At 38.2% G+C, this 18,169-nt stretch carries 18 protein-coding genes, 1 pseudogene and 2 riboswitches; of the genes and pseudogenes, 5 read left to right on the top strand and 14 right to left on the bottom strand.

The features are described from left to right. Positions 1 to 302: 302 nt before the first annotated feature. On the top strand, positions 303 to 1,376 hold the full coding sequence (wecB, locus tag JOC34_RS10175; protein ID WP_205136643.1) for a non-hydrolyzing UDP-N-acetylglucosamine 2-epimerase: 1,074 nt from the start codon (positions 303 to 305) through the stop codon (positions 1,374 to 1,376). Positions 1,377 to 1,533: 157 nt separating this feature from the next. Here the strand turns inward: wecB and JOC34_RS10180 are convergent, their stop codons facing one another. The 3 genes from JOC34_RS10180 to JOC34_RS10190 are packed head-to-tail and all read right to left on the bottom strand — an operon-like array spanning position 1,534 to position 4,224. After that, the gene (locus tag JOC34_RS10180; RefSeq protein ID WP_205136644.1) at positions 1,534 to 2,550 is read right to left on the bottom strand and encodes a D-glucuronyl C5-epimerase family protein; all 1,017 of its coding nucleotides are present in this window, start codon (positions 2,548 to 2,550) and stop codon (positions 1,534 to 1,536) included. Between the two features lie 55 nt (positions 2,551 to 2,605). After that, positions 2,606 to 3,277 carry an acyltransferase gene (locus JOC34_RS10185; RefSeq protein WP_205136838.1) on the bottom strand — a complete coding sequence of 224 codons (672 nt, stop codon included), beginning with the start codon at positions 3,275 to 3,277 and terminating at the stop codon, positions 2,606 to 2,608. A gap of 23 nt (positions 3,278 to 3,300) precedes the next feature. Beyond that, complete coding sequence (locus JOC34_RS10190; protein ID WP_205136645.1) at positions 3,301 to 4,224, bottom strand: glycosyltransferase family protein; 924 nt, start codon at positions 4,222 to 4,224, stop codon at positions 3,301 to 3,303. Positions 4,225 to 4,839: 615 nt separating this feature from the next. Here JOC34_RS10190 and JOC34_RS10195 point away from each other — a divergent pair. Continuing rightward, positions 4,840 to 5,775 carry a Gfo/Idh/MocA family protein gene (locus tag JOC34_RS10195; protein WP_205136646.1) on the top strand — a complete coding sequence of 312 codons (936 nt, stop codon included), beginning with the start codon at positions 4,840 to 4,842 and terminating at the stop codon, positions 5,773 to 5,775. Between the two features lie 176 nt (positions 5,776 to 5,951). On the opposite strand, the gene JOC34_RS10200 is transcribed toward JOC34_RS10195, so the two are convergent. Both JOC34_RS10200 and JOC34_RS10205 read right to left on the bottom strand, forming a co-directional pair. Further along, a complete protein-coding gene (locus tag JOC34_RS10200; protein WP_205136647.1) occupies positions 5,952 to 6,164 on the bottom strand; it encodes a hypothetical protein in 213 nt (70 codons plus the stop codon). 57 nt (positions 6,165 to 6,221) lie between these two features. Continuing rightward, positions 6,222 to 6,578 (bottom strand): DUF2642 domain-containing protein, encoded by a 357-nt coding sequence (locus tag JOC34_RS10205; protein ID WP_205136648.1) that lies wholly within the window; start codon positions 6,576 to 6,578, stop codon positions 6,222 to 6,224. Positions 6,579 to 7,032: 454 nt separating this feature from the next. On the opposite strand from JOC34_RS10205, the gene JOC34_RS10210 reads away from it, so the two are divergent. Both JOC34_RS10210 and JOC34_RS10215 read left to right on the top strand, forming a co-directional pair. Beyond that, positions 7,033 to 7,233 carry a hypothetical protein gene (locus tag JOC34_RS10210; protein WP_205136649.1) on the top strand — a complete coding sequence of 67 codons (201 nt, stop codon included), beginning with the start codon at positions 7,033 to 7,035 and terminating at the stop codon, positions 7,231 to 7,233. A gap of 302 nt (positions 7,234 to 7,535) precedes the next feature. Then, positions 7,536 to 8,096: a spore coat protein gene (locus JOC34_RS10215; RefSeq protein ID WP_205136650.1), complete on the top strand. Its 561-nt coding sequence runs from the start codon at positions 7,536 to 7,538 to the stop codon at positions 8,094 to 8,096. A 228-nt stretch (positions 8,097 to 8,324) separates the two neighbouring features. Here the strand turns inward: JOC34_RS10215 and JOC34_RS10220 are convergent, their stop codons facing one another. The 9 genes and pseudogenes from JOC34_RS10220 to JOC34_RS10260 all read right to left on the bottom strand — a co-directional run bounded on the left by JOC34_RS10220 (position 8,325) and on the right by JOC34_RS10260 (position 16,804). Then, positions 8,325 to 9,440 carry a tetratricopeptide repeat-containing glycosyltransferase family 2 protein gene (locus tag JOC34_RS10220; RefSeq protein WP_205136651.1) on the bottom strand — a complete coding sequence of 372 codons (1,116 nt, stop codon included), beginning with the start codon at positions 9,438 to 9,440 and terminating at the stop codon, positions 8,325 to 8,327. A gap of 159 nt (positions 9,441 to 9,599) precedes the next feature. Beyond that, positions 9,600 to 9,959 (bottom strand): annotated as a pseudogene (locus JOC34_RS10225) (BclA C-terminal domain-containing protein); the annotation flags it as partial. A 52-nt stretch (positions 9,960 to 10,011) separates the two neighbouring features. Beyond that, positions 10,012 to 10,569: a YusW family protein gene (locus tag JOC34_RS10230; RefSeq protein ID WP_205136652.1), complete on the bottom strand. Its 558-nt coding sequence runs from the start codon at positions 10,567 to 10,569 to the stop codon at positions 10,012 to 10,014. A 118-nt stretch (positions 10,570 to 10,687) separates the two neighbouring features. After that, complete coding sequence (gene lipA / locus JOC34_RS10235) at positions 10,688 to 11,632, bottom strand: lipoyl synthase (protein ID WP_205136653.1); 945 nt, start codon at positions 11,630 to 11,632, stop codon at positions 10,688 to 10,690. After that, positions 11,604 to 12,470 carry a lipoate--protein ligase family protein gene (locus JOC34_RS10240; protein ID WP_205136654.1) on the bottom strand — a complete coding sequence of 289 codons (867 nt, stop codon included), beginning with the start codon at positions 12,468 to 12,470 and terminating at the stop codon, positions 11,604 to 11,606. Before JOC34_RS10240 ends, lipA begins: the two co-directional genes overlap by 29 nt. A 107-nt stretch (positions 12,471 to 12,577) precedes the next feature. After that, a riboswitch (TPP riboswitch) is annotated at positions 12,578 to 12,685 on the bottom strand. 530 nt (positions 12,686 to 13,215) lie between these two features. Beyond that, the gene (locus tag JOC34_RS10245; RefSeq protein ID WP_205136655.1) at positions 13,216 to 13,974 is read right to left on the bottom strand and encodes an energy-coupling factor transporter transmembrane component T family protein; all 759 of its coding nucleotides are present in this window, start codon (positions 13,972 to 13,974) and stop codon (positions 13,216 to 13,218) included. Then, positions 13,955 to 15,628 carry an ABC transporter ATP-binding protein gene (locus JOC34_RS10250; protein ID WP_205136656.1) on the bottom strand — a complete coding sequence of 558 codons (1,674 nt, stop codon included), beginning with the start codon at positions 15,626 to 15,628 and terminating at the stop codon, positions 13,955 to 13,957. Before JOC34_RS10250 ends, JOC34_RS10245 begins: the two co-directional genes overlap by 20 nt. Next, positions 15,625 to 16,203 (bottom strand): ECF transporter S component, encoded by a 579-nt coding sequence (locus tag JOC34_RS10255; RefSeq protein WP_205136657.1) that lies wholly within the window; start codon positions 16,201 to 16,203, stop codon positions 15,625 to 15,627. Before JOC34_RS10255 ends, JOC34_RS10250 begins: the two co-directional genes overlap by 4 nt. Next, positions 16,196 to 16,804, bottom strand: coding sequence for a YkoF family thiamine/hydroxymethylpyrimidine-binding protein (locus JOC34_RS10260; RefSeq protein WP_205136658.1), 609 nt, complete (start codon positions 16,802 to 16,804; stop codon positions 16,196 to 16,198). Before JOC34_RS10260 ends, JOC34_RS10255 begins: the two co-directional genes overlap by 8 nt. A 118-nt stretch (positions 16,805 to 16,922) precedes the next feature. Then, positions 16,923 to 17,031, bottom strand: a riboswitch (TPP riboswitch). A 247-nt stretch (positions 17,032 to 17,278) separates the two neighbouring features. Between JOC34_RS10260 and JOC34_RS10265 the strand changes: the two genes are divergently transcribed. Next, complete coding sequence (locus tag JOC34_RS10265; protein WP_205136659.1) at positions 17,279 to 18,142, top strand: AraC family transcriptional regulator; 864 nt, start codon at positions 17,279 to 17,281, stop codon at positions 18,140 to 18,142. Positions 18,143 to 18,169: the final 27 nt, after the last annotated feature.

Consider the following 18,169-nt stretch of genomic DNA (forward strand, 5'->3'; position numbering starts at 1 on the left):
CCCGCTGCATAAGTACTACTAAGGTTTGGCTAGAAGCCAAGTTTTCTAATAAGATCTGTCTGACTCCAGGCCTATACCCTCGAGCTTTTAAGCAATCTTCCTATGTGGCAAAAAGCGCGACTCCGGGATTTTGCTTAAGCTTGTCGGGGGGGGACCAAGGCGCTTGCGCTTTTCTTATTATATTATGGATCTTTTGGTTTCATGTTCAAAAAGACGGTAAATGGTGTGTTTAACATTAAATATATAACAGAAATGAAGGATGATGAATAAAATGGATGAACCATTTTGGAAAGGAGAAAGGAATGAGAATTTTAACTGTAGTAGGAGCACGTCCACAATTTATCAAGGCATGTATGCTGTCTAAAGCGATAAAATCAAATTCAGAAATAGAAGAGGTTATCGTACACACAGGGCAACATTATGATGATAATATGTCTACTGTTTTTTTTGAACAATTGAACCTCCCAAAGGCGGATTATTATTTAGGTGTCGGTTCCGGATCCCATGGTAAACAAACGGCCAACATGTTAGTGGAATTGGAGCATATTATGATTTCCATCAACCCGGATGTTGTATTAGTTTATGGAGATACAAATTCTACGCTTGCTGGTAGCTTGGCAGCGTCAAAGCTCCATATCCCGGTAGCCCATGTAGAATCTGGACTACGTAGCTTTAATAAAAAAATGCCTGAAGAGATTAATCGACTAGTCACAGACCATCTCTCTGATTGGTTGTTTTGTCCGTCCCAGGCTGCAATTGAAAACTTAAGGAGGGAAGGGATTGTCAATGGGGTACATCTAACAGGCGATATTATGTATGACGCTGTGCTTTACTTCAAACCTTATGCTTTAAAACAATCCACGATCATAGAAAATTTATCTCTTGTACGAGAAAAATATTATTTAGCGACCGTTCACCGTGCTGAAAATACGGATCAACCGGAACGTTTAAAGTCGATTCTAGAAGCACTACAACAATTAAAAAAGGATGTCGTATTTCCGTTACATCCTAGAACGAAGCGTAAGATAAATGAATTCAAGTTTATGGATTTAATTTCGTCGCCACATATTAAAATAGTGGAGCCTTTAAATTACTTTGATATGTTAACAATTGCTTCGCAGGCAAATTTAGTTTTAACGGATTCAGGTGGGTTACAGAAAGAAGCCTATATGCTTCAAGTACCTTGTATCACGCTTAGAGACGAGACGGAATGGGTAGAAACTGTGCAATCAGGTTGGAACCAGCTAGCCGGTGCAGATACAGACAAAATAGTAGATCAGGTAAAAACGATTCAGACTCCCAAAGCGTCCCCGCTACTTTTTGGGGATGGCAAAACCGCTCAAAAAATAAATGATATTCTGTTAAAAAGTAGATAGGAAATCTAAAGTCTAAACAGGAACTTTTCATTGAACGCAGATAATTCGCCAATAGAAAGACCAAATTGTTCAACTAACATTCAGAGGGGGAGCCCCTCTAAATGTTAGTTTCACCTTATGAGGAAAGACAAGAGTCGGGAATCTTGTGAATCAGTTGTCATTGACCCTTTACATATCCCTTCCATCTTCTTAAAGTTTCCACCATTTTCGGGTCATTTTCAATGGAAGTTAGTGCAGCCAACAAATGGATATGGGTAATGTGATATCCCCACTTTGCTACATTTGGATAACCTCCATCGGTTGTATAATGCGTGAGATCATAGGCAGTACGGTTACCTAAATCGTATAACGGAAGCATTCTTCTTAATGAAGTAATCCCCTTATCATATAAAACTTTCGTATTTCTATCGTTTGTTACTTTATATAGATCGTACAATCCAATCAGAGAAAACATGAAGCCATTTAAAATAAAACTAGGTGGATCAGTTGGACATTCTTCATAGAAAGCATAATGATTCTCAAATTTAGCCATAATCCCATTTTCCTTTGTAGGTGTTTTAAAAAGTTCATTCGCTTTTAATGCACTTTTACTGTATTTTTTGTCTTTTGTAAGGTAGGATGCACGCGATAAAACCGACATTGCCATTCCGAGTCCGATTGACGAATACCAGGGGGCAATTAGTTTATCAAGTCTGCCGGGATAAAATGGGAGGTCAAATTGATAAGCCCATCCACCTCGATCATCCTGGTGATTTATAAACCAATCAGCAACGATTAGGAATTTAATTTTACTCACAGATGCATTGCTTTTTAAATAAAGACTATAGTGTTGTAGGCCATATTGGGCAATGGTAGAGGGATTATAATATTTCCCATAGGAATAAATTGTTTTGGGAACCCCATCACTATCGAATTCCACACTCCAATTTTCAACTTTATTTTTATCATAATGCAAGTAATTACCTTTATAATCATAATGGTTAATTTCCGAATATCGTGCATTGGTCACGTTGATTTTTAATGTGTTATCTTTTTCTAGCCATTCCTTTTCGGAGTGGTATCCTTTTTCCAATAAACTAAGAGGAACAAAAAGTTCATTGCCTATTTTCTTCCCGATAGACTCAAACTGGTCATGCATCACAACTTTGATATCATCGATTTGTTCGGATCCCAAACATTTCACCTCTCTTATTAATGCTGTAATCCAGTTCATAAAGTGTTATATGAAATTAAGTATTCATTTTCTTTGCGGGAACCCCAGCAACAACGATGTTAGCTTCTATATGCTTCGTAACGACAGATCCAGCTCCTACAATCGTATTACTTCCTATGGATATACCTGGTAATAGCGACGCGTTATTGCCAATCTTGGCTCCCATTTTAATTTGAGGTCCCTTTAAATCATAATCTTTGGCACCCATGTATTTATCGTTCGACATCGATACACAAGGACCGATAAAAACATCATCTTCCAGTATCGTGTCACCAGTTACATATGCTTGCGTCTGAATGGTGCAAGATTTTCCGATCATGGTATTTAATTCAACAATAGCCGCTCTTCCAATAACCGAATCCTCACCAATGGAAACATTTTCCCGAATGCTTGCATGATCCCCGATAAATACGTTCTTTCCGATTTCAGTGCCGGAATAAATGGAAACCAAATGTCCAATTCGAGTGCCAGCTTGGATAACTAGTGGAACATCAGGACTGGAAATCTTTCGCATTCTCTGATTGACGCCAGGCTTGATGCCAAGAACACAATTACAGCCAATGGTGACATTATCTTCAATTTTAGTACCTTGTAGGATGACTGTATGATGGCCGATTACAACATTTTCCCCAATATGGACATCCTTTTCAATAACTGCATGGCTACCTACCTGGGCGCTTTTAGGCATGTTAGTCAAATAAAAACCTCCTTTTAAATTAGGATAATACTTTCTATTCTCTTTACTAGCTGCTTCGTTCGTAGCTTTGCTGAATGCCTTTGCCGGATAAAATGATATCCCTGCTCAACGACCTTTTCCCTTTCTGTTTGATTAGCTAAATAATAGGCGGCCTTTTCTTTGAAATTATTTTCATCTATCGGTATAAAATGAAATCCAGGAATAAAGCCAAGATCCTCCAATTCTTTAAACGTTGGGGCGAGCAGAAGGCTTTTGCAGGCAAGTACTTCAAAATACTTGGTCACAGGATAATTCAGGACCGATGGGCAAGTAAATACAATCTTTGCACGGTTAATTTCTTGCGCATACATCCGGCCAATAAAGTGTTGTTCTTCTTCCTCCTTACTAAAATCGCGGTAACCTGGATGCTTATGATAGGAAAATTCAGCACTACCCGCATACGATTTAATTATTTTTTGCCTTAGCGGATAGTAGTCATTCACGGCGCCTATCATTAATAAACGGCTATCCTTTTTTAATGCATAGTCCTTATATAATTCTATATTAACGAAGTGTGGAAACCATACCATTTTATCTTTGAATTCCGGGTAAATTTCTATAAATTTATCTCGAACAACAGTAAATAAATAAGAAATATGGTGCTTATCGATATAGTTTTTTCTGAGATTCACAAACCGGTGAACATCATTTACAAATAGTCCTATAGGGATATCGATATTTGAAAGGCCTTTAATCATCGGTGACATTTGTTCATTCATATCATTTAACAGTAATATAAAGTCTGGTCGGGAAGGGAGTTGATTTAGAATATAGCTGATATGACCAGGTTTTCTCCATATTGTTAAGTTTACTACTTTATCAAGTTCTTGCTCTAAGTAATAGAAGTTTTTATTTAGTTGTTTTGACGTATCTTCTCCTATAAACAAAACATGAAGCAAAGTTTTTCACTCCTTTCATTTGAGGCCCTTGTCGTAAATTTCCCCACTTTTTAATTCTTGCATTTGATAGAAACTTGGGTTCTTTGTCTTACTGCTCCGGAAATACACTACGCTTTCCGCGGGCTCGCGCTGAGCCTCCTCGCAAAGAACGCTGCGGGGTCTCATCGTCTTCGCTTTCCCGCAGGAGTCTACGTGTATTTTCTTCGCCGATATTGCATTTACTGAAGTAGTACTAGTTCTATATAATCGCTCCCCACCACTTCACTAGTTCGGGTGAGTGGAGGGCGGTGACTCCTGCGGGAACAGCACGTGTCCGAAGACCCCGCAGAGTGATTTTCTCAAGGGGCTGAGGCCGTGCCCGAGGAAAGCATCCGCCCGGATCGATCCCGGACGGCAGCAATAGCACATTTCTTAGGAAATCAACATATGCTTACGTCGCAGTTTATAAATTTTGTGTGAAAAACAATCATCTTTTCAAAAAGGGCTTTAAGATTTTCTAGTATTTGATGATCGTACAAAAGCCAATTTTATTATTTTTGTTATGATGGTCCATCTCCTTTAATAGCTGGCGCATAGGATACTAAATGAGTAGTAACGAAGAGTGAGGAGATTTTTATGAAAGTCGGTGTAATTGGAACAGGAAATATGGGAGAAAATCATGTGCGAACGTACTTGTCAATGGATGATCATTGTCAGTTTGTTGGTATATATGATAATGATAAGAAAAAGGGCCAACAGATTGCTGATCAGTATAAAGTAAAACAATTTCAATCGGTGGATGGCCTGCTTGCATCAGTTGATGCTGTTAGCATTGCTGTACCGACTGAATTCCATTATGATATTGGTTTAAACTGTATCGCACGTAAGGTGCATATGTTAATGGAAAAGCCAATTACAAGTACAGTTTCACAGGCTAAGGAATTACTTCATAAAGCCATTAAGGCAGGAGTTCAACTTCAGGTGGGGCACATAGAGCTTTTTAATCCATTAATTCAAATTCTAAAAAAGGAATTAGAAAATGAAGCTATTATTGGAATTGCTTTTCATCGATTGAGCCCCTATGATGAAAGAATTAAATATGTTGATGTTGTAAAGGATTTAATGATTCATGATCTTTATATTTTACAAGAACTTCTGAAAGACGAAATTACGCGTTTTTATGCATTAGGAAACAACATGGCGCATACACCAAAACACGCTGTTGTTATTGCCAGATCTTTACAAGGAGTCACAGCACAATTAACGGCTAGTTTTAAATCAAAGAAAAAAGTTAGGACCATTCAAATTCTTACTGAAGATGCTTTTATTGAAGCAGATATCTTGAAAAGTGAAATTAAAATAACGCGTTCTGTTATAGAAGATAAAAGTAATTTCCCTGTAACGGTAACGCAAAATATTCAGGTCGATAAAACGATTCAACCGTTAAACGTTCAATTATTGGACTTTTTAAGCTGTATTAAGTTTAAAAGAGAACCATCTGTATCAGGAAAGGATGGTATTAAGGCACTGCAAATTACAAATGAAATTAGTGAGGCTATCCTTAATAATTAATTCACTTATAGAGTATACGCTGTGTACTCTTTTTTTATTGCATTTTTTTGAATAACCCTGTGAAGATAAAATCAGAAAGTTTCTCATCATATGCTTTCTTTATTGCTAAATAAAAAAACAGATATAGGTTGTTTAAAGTGCAACCTATATCTGTTTCATGAGGTTATTAATCTATGCTATGCTGCTACAGGAAAACGAACGAAGTTAATAGCATCTACTGATACATATAGTTTAGTATTTGGTCCATAGCCACTGCTAACCTCAATAACTAGAACCAGTTCTGCAGTAACAGTCGAGAGAATACCTTCTATTAAATTATTATCTGTAGCTACCTCTACTCTTGAACCAATACGCTTGGCTAGTTCGGCAGCAAAAGTCTGTTCAAACATTTAAATCCCTCCTTATAAGTGCGAATAGGGCTCAGGTGGTAAGGAACAAGGTCTTCTTTATAGTTCACTGACAAGTTCGATTTTGTCGATGCGTACGAGTACCTGGTCTCCAGCATTCTCAATCATTACGATATAGTCATTTTTTACGACTAGTAGTGTTCCAGTTACCATACCAAAAGGAGTAGTAATCTGTACTTGCTCATTGACTAAACCCAACAATACGTCTCTAAGTGTTGTAGGCGTGGTTGGGGGAGTAGGGGGTGTTGTTCCTGTGGATCCGCTTCCACCTATGCCTATACCGACGTCAATATCTAAACCGGGTAAATTGAGTGATGTGTCTGTATTAAATCCAGTATTCCCAGCTAGTTGTTTAATCAACTCCAATATGGCTGTCTGTTGTTCTGTTTGTGCCAACTTTAATCATCCTTTCTATAATATTTCTCTATTTACTATATGCTTATTACATATTTCTGTAAGGGCATTATTTCCAAACATAGCTATTTCCACTAATATCCTATAAAAATTGATAACGAAAGAAACGGGCTTATGGCAAGGAGTTTGAACATGGCTATATCAACATTCTTGCTGTCTTTTAGACGGTAAGGTTCAAGTTTGTTTTACTGTGAATTGGTGCACATAATAGGGGAAACAACTACAAAATAATAGTTTAATGTCTACTATAGAAGTCCAATATGCGAAAAATAGACTATCATCTATAACACATTCAATCCCATCAGGAATATACTATTAGAAAACTTGGCTTATCGGCAAGCTTTAATGGCGAGGGCTTGAGTTGTACTTATGCTGATATCTAAAAAAGTAAACTTTTCTTATCAGTGTAAAGAAATAAGCTTTGGAGGTGGATAAATTGCAAAATAATAAGGACTTTGAGAACGTCTCCAATCATGTGATTGATATGTTGCTGGATTCGACATTGAAAAAGCATGGAGTAAAGTTGGAAACAGAGAAAGTCGGACAAAAGGAAAAAGAAGAATTAAAAACGATGGTTGAAAGCCTTAAGAAAAGTGTTGATCAATTGTCCCAGAAAACGAATGAAAAAAAGGAATAATATACACGTATAAGAAGAAGTGCTGCTAACATAGGTTAGTAGTACTTTTTTAGCAAGTAAGAAAGTATAACTACCTTCTTACTGCATCAGTGGAACGAAGGCATTCGCTATTAAAAACATGGCGATTGCCTTCGTTTTCTAATATGAATGTATATCAGCCTTTATGATCAATATGTCTAACCTAGTAAATACCTAGAAAATGCAAGGTTGCGAAAATAGGTGTTTTCTACTGGACAATCACCCTTACTATCTAGCTTTTCTTACATATGATGTATGAAACGGCAAGAAGGAGGAGAGATTATATGTCATCAAGTCATAGTAGAAGTTTTTTAATAGAAAGGGAAGAAGCTCAATCCAGAAGGAATCAGAATAATTGCTATAACAACACGTGTCAGCAGCCTGAATCATGTTGCAACCAAAAACCATGTAAAGATGAAAAACAAAAATGGAATGCATTAGACCCATCAGCATGCCATCCATTTGATGAGGATGCTACCGTTGGTCAAGATAAGGATGCAACGATAGGTAATATTCAGCAATCTATTGAATCCATCATTATCAAGGATTCATGTGATGTAGATGTAACAACAACCGATATCCAAGCTGCGCTTAATGTTCAGCTAGTGCTTCAAGTTGCAATTTCTTTAGTAATTAGCATATCCATTGCAGATAGTAGTAAAGCAGACACGATAACACAGGATTTAAATGCAAAACTACAAACGAGCCAAATTAATAAACAACAAGTTTATATTGAAAATTCGCGCGGGGTAAACGTGTTTACAACAGATACAGATCTTGCAGTAAATATTCAACTTCTGTTACAAGTATTAGTTGCATTAGTAGCTAAGTTAGACGTCTTATAATGTTTATAGTGGCATAAGGAAAAGCTGGTTTTCCACAACAACCATGTTTCTACCACTACTTTAAAAATATGTAAAGAATGCATAATGACTCCAGAATTGAGCTGGAGTCATTATGTTTAAATTCTATTGATAAAGATCTATTCATTGTTGAAGTTCTTCAAATTAAAAGTTGTAGATAACATAGGGGACATGCCTTTTATCCAGTCCGTGCATTTATCACAGTAAGATTCATTCGGAAGGGGTTTCTTCATTATCATTTACCTGTTTGTTTCTCTTCAGCTGTTGGATAATAGGTTCTAAATATCGTTTATTGTGTAATACATTCGGATCTGTTGGTCGATATTTTTCAGCAATCTGATTATGGTGATATGCGGCAACATAATCCCCTAAACGATCAAAGCAAACACATAGCTGAATGTGGGGGAGCCATGTGTGATATGCGGTATTGACAAAGCCCATTTGGGATTGGTTTGGTTGTGTAGCAAGTTCATACCAGAACACTGCGGTATGGATTTCGCCTTTCTGCAAAAAATGATAGCCCAACTTGCAACAAAGTTCAGGGCGTGGACGGTCGTATCTGAAAGACCTGAGTATAGATTCCAATTCTTTTTCCGGCTGATCCAATTCCGAATAACAACTTGCAAGCTTTCCACAGGCTGCTATATTGTCTTCTATCCAACCTTGTTCCGTTGCAAGAAACTTTTCGTAAAAAAAGACGGCACGTTCATACATATGATGATCCGTTAATTCGTTAGCAAAATAAAATAAATCCCGTGGGGAAAAAGACTCTTCTTGGGCAAGTCGTTTTTCATAAATCCGTAAATTTCGATCGGAATCATGGTGTAAACTATGATGTGTCACTGCAATATCACTGTCAATTATCTGACCATTAACCGCTACATATTCGTGTACAGCCCCAATCCAACGAAATTGTCTCTCTCTCTTTAAAAGCCGGTGTCGTTTAACGCTAAATGTCACATTTTCATTTTCGTCAAATGAAAGATGATAATCCATCAACACAGCGTCGAAAGAAGGGTTAGATTCCTTTTTGAGTTGGATGAGTTTGTCTTGATCCTTTTCCAGTAAAATGTCATCGGCATCTAGCCAAAGAATGTAATCTTTTGTGGCCTGTTTAAAAGAAAAATTACGAGCTGCGGAAAAATCATCTATCCATTCAAAATCGAAAATTCGGTCCGTGTACTGTGCGGCAATTTCTTTTGTTTTATCGATTGATCCAGTATCAATGATGTTGATTTCATCAACTATGTTCTTAACTGAAGATAAGCAGCGCTCCAGTACATCCTCTTCATTCTTTACAATCATACATAAACTAATCGTAATCAATAGCGGTCCTCGCTCTCTGTATGGATTTTATAGATAAGTAGTATTACCATATCAAGTTATTCAAAAATAATTGTTTGGTGCGCAAAAAGCCAATAGCAACATAGAGACAAAAAAAGGATGATCAGTTAATTTTAACTGATCATCCTTTGTACGCTCGATTTAATCTAAGCGAATAACAGATAAGGTTGCGCCGGAAGAGCCTCCTCCCAGTAAAACAACAGCGCCCACCAGTCCGAATAACTGAAGTGAAATGGTATCACCTGCAGTCAATGGGGTAATGACATCATTATTATAACTTGAAACAGTTACAGCTGGAGATAAAATGGAGCCAGGAATTGGCGTACCATTTCGTATCACTCTGGAACCGGCAAGTAGTCCAACTGTCGTATTTATTTGATAGGTGATGTAGTAGCGTCCAGTTTCTGGAACAGTAAATATAGTGTCCGCACCATTGACTGTAAAGGCATCCAAACTTTGGTTATCCGGAAGAGGCACACTAGTACGACCAAGTATAACTGCAGAAAAAAACAGACCTGCTATTATAGCCTGTCTGTTCTTCGAAAAAGTTTATTTAATTCTTATCTTCAAATTCAACTTTTGTTCCATCTTTAAATGTTATTTCTACTTCGAATTTCACATAATCTGAGTCTAGATCAAATGCATCCAATGTTTGTTGAATCGCATCTGCTTTTTCAGTATTTTGATCAATGGTCAGCTTTTTAACGTTCGGATAAATTTTGTCAAATGCTTCTTGTCCGTTTACGTCATCTCCATTTAGTTCATCTTCTAAATCTGCTTCAACTTTACCATTATCTTGTTCGATTTCTGCTTCATATTCTTTGTTTTTACCGTAATCAACCTCTAGTTCAAAGTCGGTGTAATCAAGTTCATCCATTTTTTGCTTCATATCGTCATTATCATTGTTGTCTGCCGCATTATCGGTGGCAGTATCCCCGTTATCGGCTTGGTTGTCATCGGCATTTTCATCCGCATCATTATCTTGATCTTCATTGTTTTCCATGCCAGTATCTTGATCCCCGCTAGTATCATCATTATTATTCGTATCGCCGCATGCGACTAGTGTTATAGCAACGATAAACATACTAGCAAGCAATAATATTCGTTTCATTTGATAACCTCCATCTTATTTAGATAGTAATACTTTTCCCTAATGGCTCAAAAATAAACGTAAAAGGCTTATCACCGTACAATGCGTGATAAGCCTTTTGGTAATTAAAATATATCCCTTAAAAGTTAAAATCAACTTCCTTATCTTCTTGAGTTTCATAACCCTTCATATAATTAATCCTGCGTTGTGCAGATGTTTTGCTTACTTGTTCATCTGCATGGTAGGAAGATCTTACGAGTGGCCCAGATTCACAATGACGGAATCCTTTTGATAGGGCGATTTCCTTTAATTCAGCAAACTCATCCGGATGATAGTATTTCACGACATCAAGATGTTTCTTTGTTGGCTGTAAGTATTGACCAAGTGTTAGGATATCAACGTCATGTGCCAACAGGTCATCCATTGCTTCAATAACTTCCTCTTTTGTTTCACCCAAACCAAGCATCATGCTTGATTTCGTTGGGGTATTTGGTGCGACTTCCTTCACGCGCTGCAGCAATTGCAGAGATCTATCGTATTTCGCTATGGCGCGAACCTTTTTCGTTAGTCTTCTTACTGTTTCAATATTATGGTTAAAGATATCGGGTTGACTATCCATTAATGTATGCAGACTTTCGTAGTCACCTTTCATATCAGAAGGCAAAATCTCAATCGTACATCCAGGGTTTTCCTCACGGATTGTATTCACTGTTTTGGCAAATACTGCTGCACCACCGTCAGCTAGATCATCACGTGCTACAGCGGTGACAACGACATGCTTTAATCCCATAACTTTAACGGATTCTGCAACACGCATAGGCTCGCCCCAGTCAAGTTCGTTTGGAAGACCAGTTTTTACGGCGCAGAAGCGGCATCCGCGTGTGCATGTATCACCCAAAATCATAAAGGTAGCGGTTTTACGTTCACTCCAACATTCGTGAATATTAGGGCAACGAGCTTCCTCGCAAACAGTATTTAAGTTTTTCTCTCGCATCAACTTTTTAAGTCCTGTGTACGATTTGTTAGTATTTAGTTTAATTTTTAACCATTCTGGTTTACGAATGTGTTCTTGTTGCTTCGCCATGACTGATACGCTCCTTTTTGATATTGTGCTTATTCCATGATTCAGCCCCGTACTTGGATCGTGCTAATTGATGAACCTCTTCCCACTGGCTTTCAGACAGGTGAAAAGGCTGCAGCTTAATGTCTAGGCCTGTTTGAAATCCATTGAAGAAAGCTTCTTTTAACATGTTATACGAATGGGTTTTATTGGTAATTTGATTAATGGTTATCGCTTTGTCCGCAAAGGATTTACGTTTTCTTTGTCGCACATCTTCAGAAGGATAGTGAAATAAATCAAATAGCATCTGTGTATCAATGCTCATTGGAATGGAACCGTGTTGAAGCAGTACGCCAGTCTTTCTTGTTTGTGCATTGCCTGATATTTTCTTACCATCAATAACCATTTCGTAATATGCTGGTTTTTCAAAGCATACGGGCGTTCTGTCTTTTCTTGCACTTTCTTTCGGTATCGCGTAATCCACTGAAATACCAAGATTTTTATAGCCTTCCACAACACCTTTTGAAAGTACATAATAGGCTTCACCAACTGTCTTTGGAATAGATGGATGCTGCTCGGAAATAACAAGACTATATGTAAGTTCGTCATCATGAAGCACTGCACTGCCACCGGTTAATCTGCGAACAAATTGACCGTTATACTTCTGTAGCGCGTCAAAATCAATTGTCTGATCTACATCCTGAAAATGCCCCACAGATAGACTGGGTGCTGACCAGCCGTAAAACCGTAATGTTGGTGGAATACTTCCCTGTCTAAGCCAATTTAATAAAGATTCATCTAACGCCATATTAATCGTAGCATCATTAAATCCACTATCTAAGAAAAACCATTCTTCTTGCAAAAAGATCACCTCTTTCATTAGAATTTTTTAAAAAAGTAAATAAAAAGAGACCGCACCCCTGGGAGGCGCAGTCTGATGTATGTTTGAGTTGATAATAACAACGATAATACGGATCGACTGCACTTCCCCACGCTAGTATTATCTATCTTCGGGTGCCAAGGGTTTAAACACGTATGTTATTCTCAGCCAATTTATCGGCTCCCCTAGTGCTAAAATAATATTTGGTTTTTCTATATTTATCGTATCGATAATCATAAATAATGTAAAGGGAAAAGATTCCGATTAAGGGAATAATTAAAATCCATGAACTGAAAAAACTGGGTTTTAAGGCATAAACTAAGAACTTTTTGCATGAAATATAAAATGAAAACACCTATTTCAAGGTGTTTTTCTAGTTCCATACGCATAATTGTAAAAAAAAGGATTATTATATAAAACCCTTTCATATACATATTAGCAGGAGGTGAGAATTATGAATAAGATTTATTTCGGTTTCTTTACATTCTTGTTCTTCATCGTTGCATTTCTCTCTCTTGCTGTCGCCCTAGTTAAATAGCAACAAACGCCTTTACACTTAGTGTAGCCGCACTGAGTGTTTTTTTTGCTTACATCAATATCATATACAAATAGGACGGTAAAAATGAATACTATTTTTTATCTTTCTTTCGCATCCAGGATTCATTATTTCGCTTAGGACGATCAAACCAAGCCTTTTTAAATGCTGTATAACGCTTTTGGAACACTGTTAAATATAGCCAAGTTTGAGAGATGTTAGTACTGCGAGTGAAAATAATAGCAGCATCATGAATGGAAACAACCAGTCCCTTTTGACGATAGAAAAGTGGCGATAGAAGGTCCGATTTTTATCCCCTGTAAAACCTTTTGATTCCATGGCGATTGCTGTTCTTTCTGCCTTTCGAATCGCACTCGCTAATAATGGAATGGCAAAGCGTTTATATTGATGCCATTTATCCTTTATTGTGTGCGCTGTATTGATGCCGCGTATACGATGAGCTTGATGAATGATGACTAACTCGTCTTTCATCATCGGCAAAAAACGATAGCCAGCTAGCACCCCGTATGCGATCTTTGGGGGTAATTTTAGTTGCTGGATTAAACTTAAAATAAAATCGACGACATTTGTCGTGAAAATAAACAATAATGATAATGCAGCGACACTTAATATTCTTAACGAAAGTGCAAGCGCAGTAAGAAAAGACGCTCTTGGGAATGTCATACCAAGTAATGTAATCACATCGTTTGGATTGTTAGATGGCGTGGAAAAGGCAATTGTCGTCCATAACATTCCAAATGACAGGATGGAAAATGGAATAAAATAAAGGATGTATTTTTTCCATTCTACGTTCCCAAAAATAAAGGTAATCGCAATGGTTCCAATCAGAAATATAAATGGTGTAATCGGATCAAAGATAAATGCTAATAACACAACAATTAATGCAATTGTTATTGCTTTTATACTCGGATTAAGACGGTGTAGAAACATAATTTGCTTCCTTTTCATATATTTTTTCAAGCTGTATGGAGATAGGGAGATCGATCTGCCATTGTGTTAGTTGTTCGGCGGATACTTGCCATAGATCAGCTGGTGAACAATCTGAAACGACTTTACCTTCATTGATGACAATCACTCTCGATGCATATTGGTTAACAAGTTCCATATCATGTGTAACCATCACAATGGATGTACCATGATAGAAGCGCGTCTGCAGCAGCTCCATCAACTGCACATTGGAATGAGCATCCTGTCCAAACGTTGGCTCATCGAGTAGCAGCATATGCTGATTATTAATGATCATCGTAGCAACACTGAGACGACGTTTTTGCCCTTGGCTAAGCGAATACGGATGCTGCTGTTTACTGCTTGATAGTCCACAAGTATTTAAAATGGATGCTACCTTTTTATGAATATCATGCTCATCCATGCCTTTTATCCTTAAGCTAAAAGCGGCCTCATCAAACACTGTATTTGTAACAAATTGATGCTCAGGATTTTGAAACACATAACCAATCTCATCACGTAAATAGGATTCTTTCCAAGTCTTCATTGGCTTGTCTTTCATGTGAATCGTGCCCGCAGTTGGCTTTTGAATGCCCGCCAAAATACGAGAGAGTGATGTTTTTCCACTTCCATTGGCACCGACAATAGCAATAAACTCTCCCTCGTAAAATTTTAAGGATATGTTTTGAATGATCTCTTTTTTATTTGCTTTCCAGGAAATATTTGTTGCTTCCAGAAATAGCTTTTCCTTTTTCGTGCCTAATTGCTTCTCATTTTGTTGCCAATTGGTTCCTTCCCACAAATTGGCCTGTTTGGAGAACTCATCTATCGTTAATGGAATATTTGCAGTGGTTCCATCAACATGATTCAGTAGAAATTGTGTCACCTTAGGTAGCCAAATTCCTTGAGTTTCAAGTTCAGAAAACTTATCCCTAATGGCATGACGCATCAGACCATCGTAGAAAATCTCTCCATCATGATTCAATAGCAGGCACCTCTCAGCTAATGCTGTCCAGCCATCCAGCTGGTGTTCAATGATAATAAGAGAACAGTTAGTTTTCTCCTGTAATTGGTGAATTGTCTGAATTAAATCCTTAGCAGCAATTGGATCCAAGTTAGCTGTAGGCTCATCTAAAATAAGTAATGAAGGCTCTAATGCCAAAATGCATGCAAGTGCCAGTTTTTGCTTTTGGCCTCCGGAAAGAGAAGTAACTGCCGCCTTTTTCAAAGAAAGCATACCAACAAGTTCTAATGCATAATCGATTTTATCTCCCATTATTGCTTGAGGGATGCACCTATTTTCCAATCCGAAGGCGACTTCATCCTCTATAGTAAGCATACAAAATTGTGTTTCTGGATCTTGGAAGACGACACCAACCTGCTGACTAAGCTCACCAGGAAGAAATTCGGTTGTCCTTTTTCCGTTGATAAGAATATTGCCATCCATTTCTCCATCCAATTCACGTGGATAAAGTCCATTTAGGCAAAATGTAAGTGTGCTTTTTCCGCAGCCACTTGGCCCCAGTAACAGGAGGCTTTCACCATGATTTAATTCAAAACTCAGATTTGACAATGTATCTTTTTTGAATTGATTATCAAATCGTAAACGAAGCTGGTCTACTTGTATAAAGGCTTTCATGCTGCATTCCTCTTTTGATGCGCTTTACCTAAAGCGAAACTAGAAAGAACACCGGTTTGTGCTAAGCCATCGCTTAATGCTTTACCGAGTAAACCAGCGATAAGCGCACCGCTTACCATCCGTGTAATGAACATGGCAATGACATAATTGGTAGATAAAACGGCATAGCCACTCATGAAATAACCATAGGTAAAACTGGTGATAGCAGAACCAACACCTGCGGCCATCAACACCCAAGTAGCATAATTTTTCCATTTCGTTGCAGCGAACGCAGCCTCTGCACCAATTCCCTGAATCATTCCTGCAATAAGCAACATTGGTCCAGTTGCATTTCCAATCATTACTTCCACCATGGCAGCAATCGTTTCAGATAGAAAGGCGGCGCCAGGCTTGCGAATAATATAGGCTGCAATAATGGAGACGATGAACCATATGCCGAATATCAAGTCATAGCCGATGGGACCGAAAAGACCCACGAGCAATTTACCAGCAGGGAGAAAGGCTAAATAAACAACCGCAAACACAACAGAAAGTGCTGCCATAACAACGATTTCTTTAAAACGCCAGTTACGCATGATCTGGTCCTCCTTTATGTGACGGGCTATTTGCAGAGATGGAAACCGTCATTACGGTGTGACTGGAGCCACGTTCAACTGTAGCTTGAAAAACTTGTTCTAAACCATTAAAAATAGCGATTGCCTCACCGTGCAGACGGGTCGAATAATGGGCAGGGGAGACATCTACATATTGTTTCATTGCATCGATTTGCTCATAGATTGTGTCCATATAATTCCCGCCACCTAATGGATATAAAGAAAACTTTGCGGCTACGGCTTGTTGTAAAGTATTTACTGATTTGGCGTTCAGTGCTTCATCATCCGCCGCCATAAGTACATCGCCAGCAGAATCACCTGGACATCCTAAGGAATAGGTTGCTTGAAAAGCTACATGTTCTCCAGTTGTTGCTGCATGCATAAAAATCGCTTTTGTTACATCAAATACATGAACTAATTTCCCGCGTATCGTTGTGGTCACATCATCCGTTTTCATATAGACCTTGGAAGTGTCAACCTCGCTTAAAGCGGCTGTAATGATGTCTATAAACTGATCAGACATTGGATGAATGGAAAAACTCACCCCCGCAATGTTACTGCTTCCACAAACCTGATTTACCATAAAAATCTCTCCTCTTGTTCGGTTGGTGCAAGGCACGTTCCGTTTTTAAAAATAAAAAAGACTGCATCCCGAGGGAATGCAGTCTAGTTGTATGTGTTGTCATCGTTACTTATTGATATACACGTCGACCGCACTTCCCCACGCTGGTATTATCCAGTTCGGGTGCAAAGGGTCAGAACAAATCAGTTCTTCTCAGCCATTTTCAGATAGCTCCCCTAGTGCTCGTATTGCTATGCAGTTTTCTAAACCAAGCTTACCATGAATAAATGAATTGTAAAGGGGTGCAATAAATAATATGTAAAATTGCCAACAATTAGGCTATACTAAGGATTACTAGTTTATGGAATACAAAGGTATATGAGAGCAAGTGGAGCAATGAGTTCTTCTTCTCTCCATCTGTCTGATAAAAGCACGAATGAACAGGATATTGTTTTTTTGAAAGGTTATCGTTGGGTTTAGGGAGGGGGAGTAGAAATGGAAGGACTTCAACGAATGACGAAAAGTATCGATTATATTGAAAATAACTTAGACAAGGAGATTCAAATCGAACATGCAGCAACAGTCGCCTGTATGTCTAAATTCCATTTTCAACGAATGTTTACCATGCTGACGGGGGTAACCGTTGCAGCATATATTCGTAATCGAAGGCTCACAATGGCTGCCCAAGAGTTGATCCATTCGAAAAGTAAAGTCATTGATGTCGCACTAAAGTATGGTTATGAATCACCGGAATCGTTTGCAAAAGTATTCAGGAAAACCCATGGGATGAGCCCGTCGGAAGTTCGATATCATCGCCATTCATTGAAGGCGTTTCCCAAACTCTCCTTTCAAATTCAATTAAAGGGAGAAGAAGAAATGGACTATAAAATAGTGGAAAAGGATGCGTTTAATGTAATTGGCAAAGATATTCGAACAACAACAATTGACGGTGCAAATCATCGGGAAATCGCTGCATTTTGGGAAGATTCAAATCAAAATGGGTTTTCAAATGAACTGGCTAGAAATGCTGGTTCATTAGGACTACTCGGGATTTGTATGGAGTTTGATAAACAGCAGGAGGAATTAACTTATTTTATCGGCGCTGAGAAAAATGTAGACGATATGCCGGCCGATTGGAAAGAAAAGCATATACCGGCATCTACCTGGGCAGTTTTTCCCGTGCATGGTTCTATACCAGATGCAATAGTAAATGTTTGGGAGCGTATCTTTTCTGAATGGTTCCCATCCACAGGGTATGAACATGCTGGCGGTCCGGAGATGGAGATATACTTGGATGACGCTGATGCTCAAGGTGAGAAAATGCGCGTAGAAGTATGGATTCCAATTGTCAAAAAATAATAAGACCAAATAAAAACTGCAGCGGAT

The organism is Virgibacillus halotolerans (assembly GCF_016908515.1).
GTDB lineage: Bacteria > Bacillota > Bacilli > Bacillales > Amphibacillaceae > Virgibacillus_M > Virgibacillus_M halotolerans.